16 protein-coding genes are annotated in these 18,181 nt (G+C 68.5%); 6 read left to right on the top strand and 10 right to left on the bottom strand.

Going from position 1 to position 18,181, the window contains the following annotated elements:
* Nucleotides 1–130 precede the first annotated feature (130 nt).
* Both FEF15_RS09195 and FEF15_RS09190 read left to right on the top strand, forming a co-directional pair.
* Complete coding sequence (locus FEF15_RS09195; protein WP_163558858.1) at nucleotides 131–2,590, top strand: DUF1266 domain-containing protein; 2,460 nt, start codon at nucleotides 131–133, stop codon at nucleotides 2,588–2,590.
* A gap of 212 nt (nucleotides 2,591–2,802) precedes the next feature.
* Nucleotides 2,803–3,432 carry an NlpC/P60 family protein gene (locus FEF15_RS09190; RefSeq protein ID WP_163558857.1) on the top strand — a complete coding sequence of 210 codons (630 nt, stop codon included), beginning with the start codon at nucleotides 2,803–2,805 and terminating at the stop codon, nucleotides 3,430–3,432.
* A gap of 7 nt (nucleotides 3,433–3,439) precedes the next feature.
* Here FEF15_RS09190 and FEF15_RS09185 read toward each other — a convergent pair whose 3' ends face one another.
* Nucleotides 3,440–4,327, bottom strand: a complete 888-nt coding sequence (locus FEF15_RS09185) for a LysR family transcriptional regulator (RefSeq protein WP_163558856.1) — start codon at nucleotides 4,325–4,327, stop codon at nucleotides 3,440–3,442.
* 96 nt (nucleotides 4,328–4,423) lie between these two features.
* Here FEF15_RS09185 and FEF15_RS09180 point away from each other — a divergent pair, with 96 nt between their 5' ends.
* Nucleotides 4,424–5,626, top strand: a complete 1,203-nt coding sequence (locus FEF15_RS09180; RefSeq protein WP_163558855.1) for an MFS transporter — start codon at nucleotides 4,424–4,426, stop codon at nucleotides 5,624–5,626.
* Here FEF15_RS09180 and msrA read toward each other — a convergent pair.
* Nucleotides 5,597–6,238: a peptide-methionine (S)-S-oxide reductase MsrA gene (gene msrA, locus FEF15_RS09175; protein ID WP_163558854.1), complete on the bottom strand. Its 642-nt coding sequence runs from the start codon at nucleotides 6,236–6,238 to the stop codon at nucleotides 5,597–5,599. The genes FEF15_RS09180 and msrA overlap by 30 nt on opposite strands.
* A 142-nt stretch (nucleotides 6,239–6,380) precedes the next feature.
* On the opposite strand from msrA, the gene FEF15_RS09170 reads away from it, so the two are divergent.
* The gene (locus tag FEF15_RS09170; protein WP_163558853.1) at nucleotides 6,381–8,603 is read left to right on the top strand and encodes a bifunctional TVP38/TMEM64 family protein/FAD-dependent oxidoreductase; all 2,223 of its coding nucleotides are present in this window, start codon (nucleotides 6,381–6,383) and stop codon (nucleotides 8,601–8,603) included.
* 74 nt (nucleotides 8,604–8,677) lie between these two features.
* Here FEF15_RS09170 and FEF15_RS09165 read toward each other — a convergent pair whose 3' ends face one another.
* The gene (locus FEF15_RS09165) at nucleotides 8,678–9,160 is read right to left on the bottom strand and encodes a peptidylprolyl isomerase (RefSeq protein ID WP_163558852.1); all 483 of its coding nucleotides are present in this window, start codon (nucleotides 9,158–9,160) and stop codon (nucleotides 8,678–8,680) included.
* Nucleotides 9,161–9,381: 221 nt separating this feature from the next.
* On the opposite strand from FEF15_RS09165, the gene FEF15_RS09160 reads away from it, so the two are divergent.
* Nucleotides 9,382–9,666 carry a hypothetical protein gene (locus tag FEF15_RS09160; RefSeq protein ID WP_163558851.1) on the top strand — a complete coding sequence of 95 codons (285 nt, stop codon included), beginning with the start codon at nucleotides 9,382–9,384 and terminating at the stop codon, nucleotides 9,664–9,666.
* Nucleotides 9,667–9,759: 93 nt separating this feature from the next.
* On the opposite strand, the gene FEF15_RS09155 is transcribed toward FEF15_RS09160, so the two are convergent.
* From FEF15_RS09155 to mnmA, 7 genes are all read right to left on the bottom strand, one after another.
* The gene (locus FEF15_RS09155) at nucleotides 9,760–10,227 is read right to left on the bottom strand and encodes a glycine zipper 2TM domain-containing protein (RefSeq protein ID WP_163558850.1); all 468 of its coding nucleotides are present in this window, start codon (nucleotides 10,225–10,227) and stop codon (nucleotides 9,760–9,762) included.
* 241 nt (nucleotides 10,228–10,468) lie between these two features.
* Complete coding sequence (locus FEF15_RS09150; protein ID WP_163558849.1) at nucleotides 10,469–12,064, bottom strand: isocitrate lyase; 1,596 nt, start codon at nucleotides 12,062–12,064, stop codon at nucleotides 10,469–10,471.
* A gap of 384 nt (nucleotides 12,065–12,448) precedes the next feature.
* The gene (locus FEF15_RS09145; RefSeq protein ID WP_163558921.1) at nucleotides 12,449–12,880 is read right to left on the bottom strand and encodes a GNAT family N-acetyltransferase; all 432 of its coding nucleotides are present in this window, start codon (nucleotides 12,878–12,880) and stop codon (nucleotides 12,449–12,451) included.
* 16 nt (nucleotides 12,881–12,896) lie between these two features.
* Nucleotides 12,897–14,072 (bottom strand): cupin domain-containing protein, encoded by a 1,176-nt coding sequence (locus FEF15_RS09140; RefSeq protein ID WP_163558848.1) that lies wholly within the window; start codon nucleotides 14,070–14,072, stop codon nucleotides 12,897–12,899.
* Nucleotides 14,069–15,433: an adenylosuccinate lyase gene (gene purB, locus FEF15_RS09135; RefSeq protein WP_163558920.1), complete on the bottom strand. Its 1,365-nt coding sequence runs from the start codon at nucleotides 15,431–15,433 to the stop codon at nucleotides 14,069–14,071. Before purB ends, FEF15_RS09140 begins: the two co-directional genes overlap by 4 nt.
* A gap of 57 nt (nucleotides 15,434–15,490) precedes the next feature.
* Nucleotides 15,491–16,132 carry a high frequency lysogenization protein HflD gene (gene hflD, locus FEF15_RS09130; RefSeq protein WP_163558847.1) on the bottom strand — a complete coding sequence of 214 codons (642 nt, stop codon included), beginning with the start codon at nucleotides 16,130–16,132 and terminating at the stop codon, nucleotides 15,491–15,493.
* Entirely contained in the window at nucleotides 16,129–17,259 is a 1,131-nt protein-coding gene (gene mnmA, locus FEF15_RS09125; RefSeq protein WP_163558846.1) for a tRNA 2-thiouridine(34) synthase MnmA, read from the bottom strand. The genes hflD and mnmA overlap by 4 nt, the downstream gene beginning before the upstream one ends.
* Before the next feature lie 306 nt (nucleotides 17,260–17,565).
* Between mnmA and FEF15_RS09120 the strand changes: the two genes are divergently transcribed.
* Entirely contained in the window at nucleotides 17,566–18,171 is a 606-nt protein-coding gene (locus tag FEF15_RS09120) for a TetR/AcrR family transcriptional regulator (protein ID WP_163558845.1), read from the top strand.
* Nucleotides 18,172–18,181: the final 10 nt, after the last annotated feature.

Below are 18,181 nucleotides of genomic sequence, written 5' to 3'. Positions count from 1 at the left end.
GGTAACGCCGATACGGCGGGTTTTTGCGTGTCGCGCCCATCGGCGTGCGCCGCGCTTTCCGTTACACTAGGCGCCATTTGCGCGGGCCGAGAGACGCCCGCTCCCGTCGCTTGGAACGTCGAGGTGAGCCTTGGTCGACCCCCTGAATGCCTGGTGGGCCCAGCAACTGGTCCTGTGTGGCTGGGCCTTTGCCCCCGATCCCCTGGCGCTCGATGCGTCGGCAGCGGCCGCGCGGCTGGATGCGCTGGGCATCAATGATCGCGGCGAGCTCGGCTGGCGGCTGCTCGAGTCGTGCGACGGCGGGCATGCCGATCCGGCGCGCCTGCTGGCCACACTCGAACTCGCGGCCCTGGCGGGGGCCGCCGGCTGGATCCCCGCGGCGCGTGCGCGCAGCTGGGCGCTGCACCTGGCCGACGAGATCACCGCGGGGCACGCCGACCTCGACGACTGGCTGGAAGCGCTGTTGCACGCGCGCAGCGCCGAGGGCTGGGTGCGCGGCGACGATGGCTTCTGGGAGGCTTGCGAGGCGCTCTCCAAGCTCGAGCACGAGGGGGAGGGTGTCACCTGGAGTCTGGTGGCCGAATGGGTTGCCCGCGAGCGGCACGGCCCGTCGCTGTGGCCCGATGCGCCCGGCGAGCGCGCCTGGCGACTGCGTGCCGCCTTCGCTCCGGTGGTGGCGCTGCCGGCGATACCCCAGGACTGGCCGGACGCTGCCGCCTGGCTGGCCGAGGGGTGGCAGATCGAGGGGCGCGACGACCTGGTCCGCTGCCTGCTGTGGCTGGCCGGACAGGGCCATCGCCAGGCCTGGGATCTCGACGCCACGCGTCTGCTGCAGGCCGATGCCGATGCCCGCCGGGCCTGGCGCGAGGCGCTGCCCGCCCCGGATGCCGCCTACGGTCGGGTCATGCTGGCTTTCCTGGAGCAGGGCGAGCCGCTGGAGTGGGCCGCCTGGGACTGGCTGCGCCTGGTCGACCTGGCCTGGGCGGGCGCCTGCCAGGGGTGGCTCGAGGAGACGGAAGCCGCGGCCTTTGCCACCCATGCCCTGGAGCTGGTGCAGCATCGCTACAGCGACTGGTCGGCGCTGGCGCGGGCCTATCAGCGCGGTCGCAGCCTGTTCGAGGGACGCAACCGCCTGAAGAGCCTGGAGCGTGACTGGCAGCTGTTGCTGCAGTCGCCGGTGAGCCCGTGGCGCACTGCGCTGCAGGAACTGGTCGAGCCGGACGAGCGGGAGGCGGCGCGGCAGGCCATGGCCGAGTGGCGCCGTTCTCCGCGCCACTGGGTATCGGCGCTCGCCTCCGTGCGCGAGCCGGAACTCGCCACCCGGCAAGGGCCCCTAGCGCCGGTCCCGGCGACCCGGCGCGACGATGCCCTGAACTATCTGCGCGACACCCTCGAGTTGCACCCCGACGAGGGCACCGAGGCGCTGGCGCGCTACTGGCTGCCGGCTCAGGCCCACCACCTCAACCAGCTCGCCGCCGATGCCGCGCACGGCGCCTTGCCGGGTGCCGAGACGCGCTTCGGCGCGCCCGCTTCGGCCGACCTGGCCGCCCGCGATGCCCTGCGCCAGGCGAGCCGCTACGCAGCTACCGTTCACATGGCCGAGAAATACGCCTTCTACCTGCAGATGGCGATGGACACCGAAGCCTTCGAATCGGCGGCCCTGGAGCGTTTCGCCGAGGCCCTGTGCAGCACCCTGTGCCGTTTCTATCCCGACGCGCGACGCCTTCTCGAGGCCTGGGCCCACTGGGAGGCGCTGCTGCCCGAGGCCGAACAGCCGCCGCTGACCGCGGAGATTCGCTGGCACCTGGAGGATCCCGGCAGCCCCTTCCACTGGCTGGACTGGCGCAGCCGCGAGTGGCGCGAGCCGGGGCCGCGACCCAGTCTGCGACGCTTCACCGCCATGGCGCTGGTGGGGCCGCTCAACATGCCGGCCTGGAGCGAACCTCGGGTGGAGAGCGAGCGCGAGGCGGTGTCGATCCGCGAGTGGGTCGACGATCACTACGCCATCACCGGGCCCGCCGAACTGGCCGAGTTCGTCCACTTCCTGCTCGAGGCGGGGGATCGCCAGGAATACCAGATCAACTACGCCCCCTACACCCTCAACGCGGCGCGGCTGGCCTCCGAGATCGCCATGCTGGAGTCCGGGGAATGCAGCGAGGAGGACCGCAACCATCTGCTGCGCCTGCGGCGGGTGCGCGACAACGAGGATGGCTGCAACGAGGTCGATCTGACCGCCTGGGACCTGGCTCAGGCGGTGGACCTGGCGATTGCCGGGCGTCAGCTCGGCTGGCTGCAAGCCGACGCCTTCGATGACGTCCTGGAGCGTGCCCATGCGCTGGCCGCCGAGCACTATGCCAACTGGAGCGCCTATGCCCGCGCTCTCTATGCCGGCTTCTCGTTCTTCATGGGCGAGACCCCCGAGCGGGACAGCTTTCTCGCCGGCATGCGCCAAGCGCTGGTCGCCTGGCTGACCGGGGCTCCGCCGCTGGGCGGCCCCTGGGCGAGCCTCGACTTTCCCGGGGCGCGGCCGCGCCACTGGGCGCCGATGCATGTCGATACGCTGCCGGGGGATGCACGCACTCTGCATTAGAAGATCGCCATGCTTTCGGGGGATGGCTTATAGTCACCCGTTGGATGGAAATGGCCCCTTTTCGGGGGTCTGCTTGCCAAGACAGCGAGCCGCCGGGGGCCGCTGCGCCAGTGGCATCTTGACGCCACTGCCACAGCGACTGCCCAGGATCGCCGCGCGGTCACCACCGCGGCGGTGGCAAGGTGCGGCTCAGGGCATGAGGCTCTCGCCGGATGGTTACCACAAGATCGCTGTGTGCCGCGGGAAAAGCGGGGCTGCTGCTGGCCCTGCTGCTGCTGGTCGGCTGTGCCGGGTCGTCATCGCGTCCCGACCAGGCGCCGGACGACTATTTCGCCCGCCAGATGCCGGGCCTGCCCCACGGCTGGGACCCCATGATGTCGCCGGCGGACACGCCGCGCTACCTGGGGAGCATCGACGGCTCGCCGCCCGAACGGCTGCGCCTGGCGCTACTTGACCAGCATGAGCGCTGGGCGGGCACACCGTATCGACTGGGCGGCAGCACGCAGCGGGGGATCGACTGCTCGGCGCTGGTACAGCGCGTCTTTGCCGAGGCCTTTCGTCTCGAGTTGCCGCGCACCACCGGCAGGCAGGTCCAGGAGGGCGATCCGGTGGCGCGCGATGCCCTGGAGGTCGGCGACCTGGTCTTCTTCCGCCCGCCCGGCGCCTATGACCACGTGGGTATCTACGTCGGCGAGGGCTTCTTTCTGCATGCTTCCACCTCCCAGGGGGTGACGCTCTCGCGCCTGGACAACGCCTACTGGCGGCGCCACTACTGGCAGGCGCGCCGCACCCTGGCGCCGACGCTGCTGGCGCAGCGCGTGCCCTTCAGCGACGAAGGGTAGGCGGGCGTCACAAGGCGTGGCGGGGGTCGGTGACGAAGTCCACGAAGGCCCGCTCGGCGTGGGAGAGGTAGGCGCCGCTCGCCCAGGCCAGCGAGAGGTCCAGCCAGGCCGGCGGGGCCAGCGAGACAGCCGCCAGCTCCGGCTCGTCCACCACGCGGCGCAGGAAGGTGGTGATGCCGAAGCCCTGGCGCACGATCGCTTTGGTCAGCGGAATCAGGTTCGACTCGAAGGCCACGTTGGCTGTCGCCCCGCTGCGGCTGGCCAGGGCATCGACGAACTCGCGGTGGAAGTAGCCGTCCTGGAAGAGCACCAGGGGTTCGGCGAACACCGCCTCGGGGCTGACCGCCCCACGTGCGGCGAACGGATGGTCGCGCGGCACGCACACCACCATCTCCTCGCGCAGCAGGTGGCGCCGCTCCAGATGTCGCGTGCTGTCATCGTCGATCACCACCCCCAGATCGAGTTCGCCGGCGGCGATGAGCTGCTGCAGCCGGCGTGCCCCGGCTTCCACCACCGTCAGGCGGATGCCGGGGTGGCGCGCCTTGAAGCCCATCAGCAGCGGCGGGAAATAGTAGGAGCCGAGCATCGAGGGGATGCCGATGCGCACCTCTCCCTTGACCAGCCCGTGCAGCTCGCGCATGGCCAGGTGGGTGGCATCGGCACGCTCGAGCAGTTCCCGGGCATGGGCGCGCAGGGTTTCCCCCTCCGGGGTGAGGCCGATGCGCCGCTCGTGGCGGTGAAAGAGCGTCAGCTCCAGGCGCTGTTCCAGGGTGGCGACGGTCTGGCTGACCGCCGACTGGGCCACCTTCAGCTCACGGGCGGCGGCGCTGAAGCCGCCGCGGTCGGCGACGGCCAGGAAGACACGCAGGGCGCGCAGGTCGAAGGGCAGGCTCATAAGCAATAGTGATGGTTGTCATCGCTTTTTTCTGTTTGGCTTATCATTTTGGGCGCGCGATCATCGCCTGCCAAGCCCTTCCGCGACGATGGTGACATGATTCAAGCGCATACGCCGGCCTGGTGGCGCGCGACCCTGGCGCTGTGCCTCGGCTCCTTTCTGGTGTTCATCAACCTCTATGCCCCCCAGCCGCTGCTCCCCGAGCTGCGCGCCGCCTACGGCGTCTCGACCTTGGCGATCAGTCTGGTGATGTCGGTGGCCACCCTGGCGGTGGCGGTTTCGCTGCTGGTGTTCGGCCCGCTCTCCGACGCCATCGGCCGCGGCGGCATCATGCGCCTGACCCTGCTCGCGGCGGGAGTGCTCTCCCTGGGGTTGGCCCTGGCCCCCAGCTTCGAGACCTTGCTGGCGCTGCGGGCCGTGCAGGGATTCGTGCTCGGGGGATTGCCGGCGGTGGCGATCGCCTGGATGGGCGACGAGTTCGAGCGGCCGGCGCTGCTCTCCGCAGTGGGCCTGTACATCGGCGCGAACACGCTGGGAGGCATCGGGGGCCGGGTCCTGGGTGGCGCCGTGGCCGAGGTGGCCGGCTCGGCGGCGAGTTTCCTGGCGGTGGGGGCGCTGACCCTGGCGGGGCTGGTGCTCTTCTGGAAGCTGCTGCCGCCGGCGCGTGCCTTCACCCCGCGCCCCTTCGAGCTGCGCGGCGCCGTGGCGGACCTCGTCGGGCACCTGCGCCACCCTCAGCTGCTGCCCGCCTACCTGCTGGGCGGGCTCAACTTCCTGATCTTCATCAACCAGTACAGCTACCTCACCTTCCGCCTCGCCGAGGCGCCCTACGGCCTGGGGGCCCGTCTGCTGGGGCTGATCTTTCTCACCTACCTGGGCGGGACGCTGGGCTCCTCGCTCTCCGGGCGCTTGGCCGGACGGCTGTCGCAGCCGGCCTGCATGATGCTGGGCATCGTCCTCCTGATGGCGGGCACGGCGGTCACCCTGGCCGCGTCGCTGGGCTGGATCATCGCCGGGCTCACCCTCAACGCCTTCGGCTTCTTCCTGGCGCACTCCATGGCGTCGAGCTGGGTCGGACGTCACGCCGAGCGCGCCCGCGGCAGCGCTTCGGCGCTCTACCTGGTGTTCTACTACCTGGGGGCGAGCCTGGGCGGGGCATGGCTGGAGCCGTTCTGGCAGCGCGGCGGCTGGCCCGGGGTGGCGTTGGGCTCCTGGCTGGTGCTCGGCATGACGCTGGGCCTGGCGCTGTGGCTGTGGTGGCAGGAACGCTCAGCGCCGCGACAGGTAGTCGGCGTCTAGGCCGCCGGCCTCGTCGCCCCACACCTGCTCGAGGCGATCCTCACGCCCGCAGGCGGCCTTGTAGTAGTTGTAGCGCAGCGGGTTCTTGCGGTAGTAGTCCTGGTGGTCCTCCTCGGCGGTGTAGAACGCCTCGAATTCATTGATCTCGGTGGCGATCTCGCGGTCGAAGCGCTCGGCCAGCGCCTCCCGGCTGGCCTCGGCCAGCTCGCGCTGCCGCTCGTTCAGGACGAAGATGGCGCTGCGATAGCTCTCGCCCACGTCGCAGAATTGCCGCCCCTCGGCGAAGGGATCGATGTTGCGCCAGAAGACGTGCAGCAGCGACTCGTAGTCGACCCGCTCGGGATCGTACTCGATCTCGACTACTTCGGCATGGCCGGTGCCGCCGGCGACCACTTGATCGTAGCTGGGATTTTCGACATCGCCGCCGCTGAAGCCGGAGGTGGTGGCGAGCACGCCGTTCACCTTGTCGAAGGCCTCTTCGACGCACCAGAAACAGCCGCCGGCAAACACCGCGCGGGCTCTGTCGGCGTCCTCCTGGGCGAGGGCAGAGGAGGCGAGCGCCACCGGCAACAGGGCGATCAGCAGTGGCGTGAGAGGTGACGTCCGGTACATGGTGCATGCCTGTGTCGCGGGAGGGTGCTAGTTTGGATGCTGCTACGCCGGTGGGGTTCCGTGGCGTCCGGGCCGCCTGTAAGGTAGCTCACCCCCCGGCGACGCAGAGACACCGTTTTCCCCGGAGCCGAGGAGTGCCTAAGTGAGCAAGCGACGACTGTTATTGCTGGCGGTGATTGCCCTGGCCGTGGCCGCCTTCTTCCTGAGCGGGGCCGACGAGGCATTCACCCTGGCCAACCTCCAGGCCGAACAGGCGCGCTTCCAGGCGTGGCTGGCCGCCGATCCGCTCACCGTGGTCGGCGGCTTCTTCGTGCTCTACGTGATCATGGCGGCTCTGTCGCTGCCCGGCGCCACCCTGATGACGGTGCTAGGCGGGGCGCTGTTCGGGCTGGGCTGGGGACTTGTGATCATCTCCTTCGCCAGCACGCTCGGGGCGACTCTGGCAGCGCTGATCGCGCGTACCCTCGCGCGCGGGCCTCTGGAGCGCCGCTTTGCGACCCAGCTCGAGCGCATCAACGCCGGCATCCGGCGTGAGGGCGCCTTCTACCTCTTCACCCTGCGCCTGATCCCCCTCTTCCCCTTTTTCGTCATCAATCTGGTGCTGGGGCTCACCCGCATGCGTCTGTGGACCTTCTACTGGGTCAGCCAGCTGGGGATGCTGCCCGGCACGGCGGTGTTCGTGAACGCCGGGCGCGAGCTCGGCGAGCTGCAGACGCTCTCCGGCATTCTCTCGCCCGGCTTGATCGGCTCCTTCGCCCTGATCGGGGTCTTCCCCTGGCTGGCGCGAGCGGGGGTGGCCATTGCCAAGCGCCGGCACCTGGCGGCCCGCTTCGGCCGGCCGAGGCACTTCGACCACGACATCGTGGTGATTGGCGGCGGCTCGGCGGGCCTGGTGGCAAGCTATATCGCGGCGGCGGTGAAGGCGAAGGTGGCGCTGGTGGAGCGCGACCGTATGGGGGGCGACTGCCTTAACACCGGTTGCGTACCCTCCAAGGCGCTGATCCGTGCCGCGCGCCTGGCCCAGGAGGTGCGCGAGGCGCCGCGCTACGGGGTGCACACGACCGCGCCCGCCATCGACTTTCCCGCCGTCATGGCTCACGTCAAGCGGGCGATCCGCGAGGTCGAGCCCCACGACAGCCGCGAGCGCTACGAGGCGCTGGGGGTCGAGGTGGTCGCCGGCAATGCCCATCTGGACGACCCTTGGCGGGTGCGGGTCTCCGGGCCCGGCGGCGAGCGAGTGCTCACCACGCGCCACGTGATCATCGCCAGCGGGGCGCGGCCACGGGTGCCTGACCTGCCCGGGCTCGAGGCCGTCGAGACCCTCACATCCGACAACCTGTGGCAGCTCGAGACCCTGCCCGAGCGGCTGGTGGTGCTGGGCGGCGGTTCCATCGGCTGCGAGCTCGGCCAGAGCTTCGCGCGGCTGGGCTCGCGGGTGAGCCTGGTGGAGATGGGCGGCCAGCTGCTGCCGCGGGAGGATGCCGAGGTGGCCGAGGTCCTGCAGCAGCGCCTCGATGCCGAGGGGGTGGCCGTATGGCTCGACACGCGCGCCCTGCGCGTCGAGGCGGGGGCTGCCGATGACGGTGCCGACGTGCTGGTGGTCGAGGCGCGCGACGAGAAGGGCGAGAGGCAGGAGCGGCGAGTGCCGTTCGACCGCCTGCTGGTGGTGGTGGGTCGCCAGGCCAGCATCGACGGGCTGGGGCTCGAGGCACTGGGTGTGGAGACGCGCTCCGACGGCACCCTGGCGGTGGACGAGGCCTTGCAGAGCGTGCTGCCCAACGTCTGGGCGTGTGGCGACGTGGCCGGGCCGTTCCAGCTCACCCACGCCAGCGCCCACCAGGCCTGGCACGCCACCGTCAACGCTCTGTTCGGCGAGTTCAAGCGCTTTCGCGTCAGCTACCGGGCGCTACCTGCGGTCACCTATACCGAGCCGGAGGTGGCGCGGGTGGGTCTTTCCGAACGAGAGGCGCGTAGCCGCGGCGTCGCCTTCGAGGTAACCCGCTATCCGCTGGCCGAACTCGACCGGGCCATTGCCGAGGGGCTCACCGAGGGCTTCGTGAAGGTGCTCACCGTGCCGGGCAAGGATCGGATTCTCGGCGCTGCGGTGGTGGGACACGGCGCGGGGGAACTGCTGGCCGAGTTCACCCTGGCGATGACACACGGCATCGGGCTGAACAAGCTCCTCGGCACCGTGCACTCCTATCCCACCTGGTCGGAAGCGGCCAAGGCGAGCGCCGGAGTGTGGAAGAACGCCCACAAGCCCGAGCGGCTGCTGGGTTGGCTCTCCCGCTACTTCGCCTGGCGCCGGGGGGAGGGCAACGCCTCGCGCGAGGCGACGCAGCGGCGCTCGGCGGTGCGCCATTGAGCGGGTGACCTTCCTCCAACGAGACGGGGGCAGCCATCTGGCTGCCCCCGACATGACGCGACTGGCACGGCGATTCAGTGCTCGACGCCGCCGGCACCGTGCACGTGACCGTGCTCGATCTCTTCCTGGCTGGCCTCGCGAACCTCGGCGATCTCGACGTCGAAGTTGAGCTTCTGGCCGGCCAGCGGATGGTTGCCGTCAACGGTGACGGTGTCGCCTTCCACCTGGGTCACGGTGACCATCAGCGGCCCGCCCTGAGTCTGGGCCTGGAACTGCATGCCCGGCTCCACGGACTCCACACCCTGGAATGCATCCCGCGGCACTTCCTGAACCAGCTGCGGCTGCACCTCCCCGTAGCCCTCTTCCGGGGTGACGGCGACATTGAGCTTTTCGCCGGCCTCGTGGCCCTCGAGCTCCTTCTCCAGGCCGGGAATGATGTTGCCGGCACCGTGGAGATAGGTCAGGGGGTCACGGCCCTCGGAACTGTCCAGCACCTCCCCTGCATCGTTGGTCAGGGTGTAGTGGAACGCGACAACGGCATTTTGCGCAATCTGCATTGATGAACCTTTCGGTGTGTGCATGTCAGTCTCATGGTAACGTGCCGCCGCTGCCAGTGTCAGGGGGAATAAGGGATTTTTCAGGTTGCCTTGGCCCTGGCTGAAGCCTATTCACGCCTTTTGGCGCGGTTGCGCCACCGGGGGTGGCGCGGCTACCCTAGCGGGATTCGTTTTGCCACCCGTAACCGCGACCCCATGTCCATCCCTCCAGGAGACCGCCCATGACCGAGATCGTGATCTGGCTGATTGCCTTTGCCCTCATCCTCTTTTTCAGCATCAGGCGCTGGGAGTCCTCCGTGAGCCCGGGCCTGGACAAGGTGCTGCCGCGGGTGATCAAGCACGATGACGACAACCGCGTGGTCTGGAGCCTGGCGCTGGCCATCCTGGGCGCGACGACCTTGGTACGCCCAGTAGACATCCTGATGATCGCCATCCTCATCGGCATCGTGGTGCTCATTGCCGGCAAGCTCACCGGCTGGGCCATGAACAAGGCCGACTTTCACTGACAGCGAGCGTGATGGCCAACTCGGCCCTCTGCTGACACGCCAAGGCCCGCGGCAGCTGCCGCGGGCCTTCGCCTTGCCGGCTCGTCGAGTCGCTCAGTACGGGGCGACGGTCACGTTGGTTCCGCTGCCGATAAGGCGCACGCGCTGTCCCACTTCGAAGGCCTGGTCGGCCTTCTGCACCACCACCACGTTCATGCCGTCGTCACGCTGAATCTCCATCTCCCAGGCGGTGACGCGGTTGGCTGACTCCTCGACCTTGCTGCCTGCCACGCTGCCAACGATGGCTCCGGCTGCCGTAGCCAGGGTGCGCCCCGAGCCGCCGCCGACCTGGTTGCCCAGCAGGCCGCCGATCACCGCACCGCCGCCGGTGCCGACGATGCCGCCAGCGCGGCTATCGGCCTGGATCTGCACCTGGCGCAGGGCCTGGATGGTTCCGAAGCGCACCGTCTGTTCGGCGCCAGTCTGGTTGCCGCGATAGACGTTGCCGCCATAGGGGGCGGTATTGGCGCAGCCGGCCAGTGTCAGCAAGCCAATGGCCAGGATGGGAAGAAGACGCTTCATGAAGACCTCCGGAGTCTGGGACGATGGCAGGCCACGGGCCTGGCATCGGGTCTAGCAGGTTAGGGAACACTGTTCTGCAATAAGCTTAACCAAGTGTGCCGAATTTGACCACCGTGTCGCGGCAGGGTGCCATGACCGGCACGGGCGAAGTCGACAAATCCTGTGCAAGTGCGGCGTCTGACGAAAAAAGGGAGGCGCAAGGCCTCCCCAAGGGTTCCAGTCGTGTGGTTCGGCGGAACGATCAGCCGAACTGGTTCATGGTGTTGTCCTTGCCACCCGCCTTGAGCGCGGCGTCGCCGTGGAAAAATTCCTTGTGGTCGTCACCGATGTTGGAACCGGCCATGTCCTGGTGCTTGACGGTGGCGATCCCCTCGCGGATCTCCTTGCGTTGCACGCCCGCCACGTAGGCCAGCATCCCTTCCTCGCCGAAGTAGCCCTTGGCCAGGTTGTCGGTGGACAGCGCCGCGGTGTGGTAGGTCGGCAGGGTGATCAGGTGGTGGAAGATGCCGGCCTCGCGCGAGCCGTCGCGCTGGAAGTTCTGGGTCCACTCGTCGGCCAGCTGAGCAAGCGGCGTGTCGTCGTACTTCGCGTTCATCAGGTCGGCACGATCATAGGCGGAGACGTCCTTGCCCTCGGCTTCCCAGGCGTCGAACACCTGCTGGCGGAAGTTCAGCGTCCAGTTGAAGGAGGGCGAGTTGTTGTAGACCAGCTTGGCATCCGGGCACACCTCGCGGATGCGGTCCACCATGCCCTTGATCTGGCCGACGTGGGGCTTCTCGGTCTCGATCCACAGCAGGTCGGCGCCGTTCTGCAGGCTGGTGATGCAGTCGAGCACCACGCGGTCCTCGCCGGTGCCCGGCTTGAACTGGTAGAGGCCGGAGGCGAGGCGCCTGACCTTGACCAGCTTGCCGTTCTGCTTGATCACCACGTCGCCGTTGTCGATGTCGGAGGCCGAGGTGATCTCGTCACCGTCCAGGTAGCTGTTGTACTGGTCGCCCAGGTCGCCCGGTTCCTTGGTCACGGCGATTTTCTGGGTCAGGCCGGCGCCCAGGGAGTCGGTGCGGGCGACGATGACGCCATCTTCCACGCCGAGCTCCAGGAAGGCGTAGCGCACGGCGTTGATCTTGGCGATGAAGTCCTCGTGGGGCACGGTGACCTTGCCGTCCTGGTGGCCGCACTGCTTCTCGTCGGAGACCTGGTTCTCGAGCTGGATACAGCAGGCGCCCGCCTCGATCATCTTCTTGGCCAGCAGGTAGGTGGCCTCGGCGTTGCCGAACCCGGCGTCGATGTCGGCGATGATCGGCACCACGTGGGTCTCGTGGTTGTCGATCTTGGCGATCAGTTCCTCGGCCTTGGCGGTGTCACCGGTCTGTTTGGCGTTCTCGAGGTCACGGAACAGGTGGTTGAGCTCCCACGCATCGGCCTGGCGCAGGAAGGTGTAGAGCTCCTCGATCAGGCTCGGCACGCTGGTCTTCTCGTGCATGGACTGGTCGGGCAGCGGGCCGAACTCGGAGCGCAGGGCGGCAACCATCCAGCCGGAGAGGTAGAGGTAGCGGCGCTTGGTGCTGCCGAAATGCTTCTTGATGGAGATCAGCTTCTGCTGGCCGATGAAGCCGTGCCAGCAGCCCAGGGACTGGGTGTACTGGGAGCTGTCGGCGTCGTAGGCGGCCATGTCCTCGCGCATGATCTTCGCCGTGTAGCGGGCGATGTCCAGGCCGGTCTTGAAGCGGTTCTGGGCGCGCAGGCGCGCGACGTTCTCGGGGCTGATGTGCGCCCACTTGCCCCGCTGGGCCTCGCGCAGTTGAGCCAGTGCCTTGATGTCGTCTTGATATGACATGGAACCATCCTTCCGGTCTGTTGAATAGCGACGACGTCGAGAGCCTCGGGGTGGCGCATCGCTGCCGTCTCGTTCGCGTGGCGGTGGCATGGACTGAGCCGGAGCGGGCCATGCTGCACCTGCGAAGTGATAATCAGGTTCAACCAGATCGTGGAGGAAGTCTCTACGGCCTTGGTCGAACCGCCGTCGAGGTGATACAGGCCATTGGTGCTCGAGGGAAAGGACGGGACCGAACGGCTGTTTTAACCTCGTCTTGGTTCCACTATGGCGCACGACGACGGGGTTCAACAATTGACACTTGGGGGCAGGAGACGTTGTAGCTCGACTACAAAAGCGCGGTGGCCGGCAGCGTTCCTGTAGTCGAGTTTCGGTGCCGCAGGCGGGTCAAGGCACGAAGGAGAGGCGCATATTGCGATGCGCAATACCGGCGTCGAGGAACTCGCCGCCGAAGGCCTGGAAGCCGAGCCGCTCGTAGAAGGGCAGGGCATGGGTCTGGGCGGCGAGCTCGACGGCCGGGTGGCCGTCGCGGCGCGCGGCGTCGATGGCGGCCTGCATCAGCGCTACGCCGATGCCCCGGCCGCGCGCCTCGGCGAGCACGGCGACCCGGCCGATATGGGCATCGGGCAGCAGCCGGGCGGTGCCCACGGGGGTGCCGTCGAGCCGGGCGAGGAAGTGGCGACAGGCGTCGTCGCGCCCGTCCCACTCCTCTTCCCGGGGGACCTGCTGTTCCTCGATGAAGACAACGCGGCGGATCTCGCTGGCTGGCGCGCCGAGCTCGGCCCAGCTGCCTTCCTGTATCTCGACCTTGGCGGGCATGGCGCTTGGCATGCGTTCACTCCTCCTCGTCGTCCCAGGCGAGACTGCCGGCATCCAGCAGAGTGGCGAGCACCTCGGCAGCCCCGGGAATGTCGAGCAGCTCGGCGTCCAGCGGGGCGTCGGAGGCCAGGGCCCGGGCCAGCTCGAGGGAGCAGTCAAGGCCGTCGCCATCGGCGAAGAGGGTCGCGCGGTCGACGTCCAGGGCGCGCCAGGCAAAGCGCGAGCCGGGGCTGCGGAGCAGTTCGGCACCGGCCTGTAGCTCGGCGACAAGGTCGGCGATCTCGGTCGGCGTCTCCGCGGCAACCAGCTGGTCGACGTACTTGGGCTGGGTCATCACCCGCCCGAACCATTGGGCGAGCTGAGCGGGGTCGTCGAGGGTGTCGAGGATCAGCCGGCGCATGCGCGCGACCGCGGCGTCGTCAAGCTCCGCGGGATCGACGGGCGGGGTCATGCCGGGGTCGGCGTAGCGCTGTGAGGCAGGCAGCTGCTCGCCCAGGTAGTCGGCAAAGGAGGTGATCGCCTCATCCGCCGAGGGTGCCCGGAAGCCCACCGAGAGGGTCAGGCAGTCGTCGGACTGGCTGACGCCGTGGTGGGCCCAGCCGGGCGGCAGGTAGAGCATATCGCCGGGTTCGAGAACCCAATCGTGTCCCGGCTCCACGTCAAAGCGCTCGAGAATGCGCAGGTCGATGCCGGCGAGGATCGGGGCGTCGTCGGGTACTTTGCCGCCCAGCTGCCAGCGGCGCCGGCCACTGCCCTGCAGCAGGAAGACGTCGTACTGGTCGACATGGGGGCCGACGCTGCCGCCCGGCGGGGCGTAGCTGATCATGATGTCGTCGAGACGCCAGCGGGGCAGGAAGGAGAAGTGGTCGAGCAGTTCGGCCACTTCCGGCACGTAGTGGTCCACGGCCTGCACCAGCAGCGTCCAGTCGCGCTCGGGCAGCTTGGCGAAGGTGCGCTCGTCGAAGGGGCCGTGGCTCACCTGCCAGGGCCCGTCGCGGCCGCGCTCCTCGACGATCCGCGCCTCGATGCCCTCCTCGCAGGCCAGTCCCGCCAGCTCGTCGGGGTCGAGCGGGCACTGGAAATCGGGGAAGGCGCCGCGAATCAGCAGCGGCTCGCGCTGCCAGTGGTCGCGCAGGAACTCGGCGGCGCTCAGACCGCCGAGCAGGGTGAGGGGCGAGTCGGAGCCACTCATAGCTGGCGCGCCTGCTCGGCGGCGTTGCCGATGTAGGTGGCCGGCGTCAGCGCCTTGAGCTCGGACTTCACCTCGGCCGGCAGCTCCAGGGTATCGATGAAGGCGGCGAAGCCGGCCTGGTCGATGCGCTTGCCGCGGGTCAGCTCCTTGAGCTTCTCGTAGGGCTTCTCGATGCCGTAGCGGCGCATCACCGTCTGGATGGGCTCGGCGAGCACCTCCCAGCTGGCATCGAGGTCCTCGGCCAGCCGCGCCGGGTTGGCCTCGAGCTTGCCGATGCCCTTGAGCGAGGCGTGGTAGGCGATCAGACCGTAGGCCAGCCCCACGCCGAGGTTTCTGAGCACCGTGGAGTCGGTGAGGTCGCGCTGCCAGCGCGAGATCGGCAGCTTCTGCGCCAGGTGGCCGAGGACGGCGTTGGCCAGCCCCAGGTTGCCCTCGGAGTTCTCGAAGTCGATGGGGTTGACCTTGTGGGGCATGGTCGAGGAGCCGATCTCGCCCTCCACGGTCTTCTGCTTGAAGTAGCCCAGCGAGATGTAGCCCCAGACGTCGCGGTCGAAGTCGATGAGGATGGTGTTGAAGCGGCAGATGGCGTCGAACAGCTCGGCGATGTAGTCGTGGGGCTCGATCTGGGTGGTGTAGGGGTTGAAGGTGAGTCCCAGGCCCTCGACGAAGGTGCGCGCGTTGGCCTGCCACTCCACCTCCGGATAGGTGGCGAGATGCGCGTTGTAGTTGCCCACCGCGCCGTTGATCTTGCCGAGGATCTCCACGCCCTCGATCTGCTTCAGCTGGCGGCGCAGCCGATAGGCGACGTTGGCCATCTCCTTGCCGAGCGTGGTGGGGCTCGCCGTCTGGCCGTGGGTGCGCGAGAGCATCGGCAGTGCGGCATGCTCATGGGCGAGGCGGGCCACGGCGTCGGCGACCTCGCGCATCACCGGCAGCAGGGCGGCGAGGCCGTCGGTGAGCATCACGCCGTGGGAGAGGTTGTTGATGTCTTCGCTGGTGCAGGCGAAGTGGACGAACTCGGTGACGGCGTGGAGCTCCGAAACCTCGGCGATCCGCTCCTTAAGGAAGTACTCCACTGCCTTGACGTCGTGGTTGGTGGTGGCCTCGATGGCCTTGATGCGCTCGGCGTCGGGCACCGAGAAGTCACGGACCAGCGCCTCGAGGAAGGCCGTGGCCGCGGCGGAGAGCGGCGGTACCTCGGTGATGCCGGGCTGCTCGGCGAGGCGCTGCAGCCAGCGCACCTCGACGGTGACGCGGGCGCGGATCAGGCCGAACTCGCTGAAGTGCTCGCGCAGGCTGGCCGCCTTGGCGGCGTAGCGGCCGTCGACGGGGGAGAGGGCGGTCAGGGCAGAGAGAGGCAGGGCAGCGGGTTGCATGGTCGAATTCCGGGTCTGGGTGATCAAGGGGAAACGAAGGGCTCAGGAAAGCTGGTCGAGGGCTTTCTTCAGGGCGCCGCGCTGGAAGACCAGCTTCCAGCGCCGGCCGCCCTGCTGATGCCAGAGCAGGGCGAAGCGGATGCCGGCGAGCAGGATGGCGCGCACCCGCTCGGGCATCATGCGGTTCTGCAGCAGCGACGGGTCGCCCTGCACCACGATGCGCGTCTTGAAGGTGGAGAGCGTCTCCTGGTAGGCCTCGCCAAGGCTGGCGATGACGTTCTCGTGGGTGGCGCCGAAGTGCTCGGCCTGACCCTGGATGCGGGTGAGCTGCGTGCCCAGCGCATCCATCATGGCGGTGTTGGTGCGCAGCTTGTTCATCAGCAGCAGCATCGAAAAGCCGTAGCGCATGACCGCGGGATTGGCCTGGCGGCGTCCCACCACCGCCTCGAGCACCTCGAGGCCGCGGCGCAGGTTGTTGGGGTGGCCGCCGTAGATCGCTTCGAAGCTCTCCGGATTGGTGTCCACGGTGGCGTGGATCAGCGTCTCCCAGGGGCGCGGCTCGGTTTGCCCGGTGCGGGCCAGCTCGTCGACCAGGCTCGCCGCCTGGAAGACGCCGGCCAGCGCCAGCGCCTGGCGGGCCACCGGCGAGTCCGGGGCGCGGTGGATCGGGGTCGTGGCGGTCATGGGCGGCCCTCCGTGGCATTCCAGGTGTCGCGGATCACCCCGCCGCCGAGGCAGATCGCGCCGTCGTAGAGTACCAGCGACTGCCCCGGCGTGACGGCACGTTGTGGCGCGTCGAAGCGCACTTCCACGCCGCCATCCTCCCGCGTGTGGAGAGTACAGGGCACGTCGGTCTGGCGGTAGCGTACCTTGGCGGTGACGTGTCCCTCGGCCACCGGCGGCTCGCCGGCCACCCAGTCCATGGGCTCGGTGGCCAGGCTGTCGGTATAGAGCAGCGGGTGGTGCTTGCCCTGCACGGCGACGAGCACGTTGCGCGCGAGGTCCTTGGCGGCCACGTACCAGGGCGCTTCGGGGTGGTCGGCAAGCCCGCCGATGCCCAGCCCCTGGCGCTGGCCCAGGGTGTAGTACATCAGCCCCATGTGCTCGCCGATTACTTCGCCCTCGGGCGTCTCGATCACGCCGGGCTGGGCCGGCAGGTACTGCTTGAGGAAGTCGCGAAAGCGCCGCTCGCCGATGAAGCAGATGCCGGTGGAATCCTTTTTCCTGGCAGTGGCCAGGCCATGACGCTCGGCCAGGGCGCGTACCTCGGGCTTTTCCAGCTCGCCCACCGGGAAGAGGGTGCGCGCGATGGCGGCCTCGGGCACGGCGTGCAGGAAGTAGCTCTGATCTTTGTTGGGATCCACACCCTTGAGCAGCCGCGGACGCAGTTGGCCGTCGGCGTCGCCGCGCACCACCCCCTGGCGGACGTAGTGGCCGGTGGCGATCCGCTCGGCGCCCAGCATCTCGGCGTACTCCAGGAACACCTTGAACTTGATCTCGCGGTTGCAGAGGATGTCCGGGTTCGGCGTGCGGCCGGCCTGGTACTCGGCCAGGAAGTGCTCGAAGACGTTGTCCCAGTACTCGGCGGCGAAGTTGGCCGTATGGAGCCTGATGCCGAGCTTCTCGCACACGGCCTGGGCGTCCGCCAGGTCGGCTTTGGCGGTGCAGTACTCGGTGCCGTCGTCCTCGTCCCAGTTCTTCATGAACAGGCCTTCGACCTGGTAGCCCTGTTCGAGCAGCAGCAGGGCGGAAACGGAGGAGTCGACGCCGCCGGACATGCCGACGATCACCTTGCCTGGGGTGGCGGTCATGGGCGCTCTCGGGTGATGTGTCTCAAATGGGCGGGGATTATAGCGTATCTTGCGCCACGGCTTCATCCGTGAAGCCGCGCAAGCAAGAGGCGCCGGGGACAGGTCGAAGAGGAGGTCCTTCGCCATGGATGGCGAAGGTAGCGCCCAGGGAGGGGGTCACAGCGCCTCATCGACGGTCCGGCGCCCCGGGACCTGTCGACGGATCAGCCTCGCGCGAGATGTCCCATGGCCACAGGTCAGCGAAGTGATGCGGTAGTACTGGTCAAATAATTGACCGGCCGACCAGTTAAAACTAGGCTGGGGAGCATGAACACGACCGTCCAGACCCGCGACCCCGAGCGCACCCGCACCCGCCTCCTCGATGCCGCCGAGGCGCTGTTCGTCGATCAGGGCTTCTCCGCCGTCCGGCTGAGCGCCCTGGCGCGCTCGGCGGGCGTCACCAAGAGCCTCATTCATCACCACTTCGGCAGCAAAGAGAAGCTGTGGGAGGCGGTCAAGGATCGCGCCTTCGAGCGCTATTTCACGGCCCAGATGGCCATGCTCGAGGAGGCCGGCGAACCCGATGCGGCCCTGCTGCGCTCGTCGGTGGAAGCCTATTTCCACTTCCTGCGCGACAACCCCGGCGTGGTGCGGCTGTTCGCCTGGACCCACCTGGAAGGCGACGACACCTGCAGCGAGCTGGATGCCAAGCTCGTTGGGGCGGGGGCCGAATGGGTTCGCCAGGCGCAGCAGCGCGGCCTGTTGCGCGGCGACGTCAACCCCACCCACGTGATCGCGGTGTTCGTGATGGCCTGCACCCAGTGGTTCGAGGCGAAGCCTCATCATCAGCAATGGCCGGGCATGGGCAGCGATGAGGCGTTTCTGGCGGATTTCCTGACGATCTTCATGGAAGGGGTTACCCCCCGCGGCTGAGGCGTTTTTT

Origin of the sequence: Halomonas sp. NO4 (genome assembly GCF_010994375.1) — a bacterium.
Lineage (GTDB): Bacteria > Pseudomonadota > Gammaproteobacteria > Pseudomonadales > Halomonadaceae > Halomonas.
Note: the sequence above shows the minus strand (reverse complement) of the source record. Positions and strands in the feature narration are given on the sequence as shown.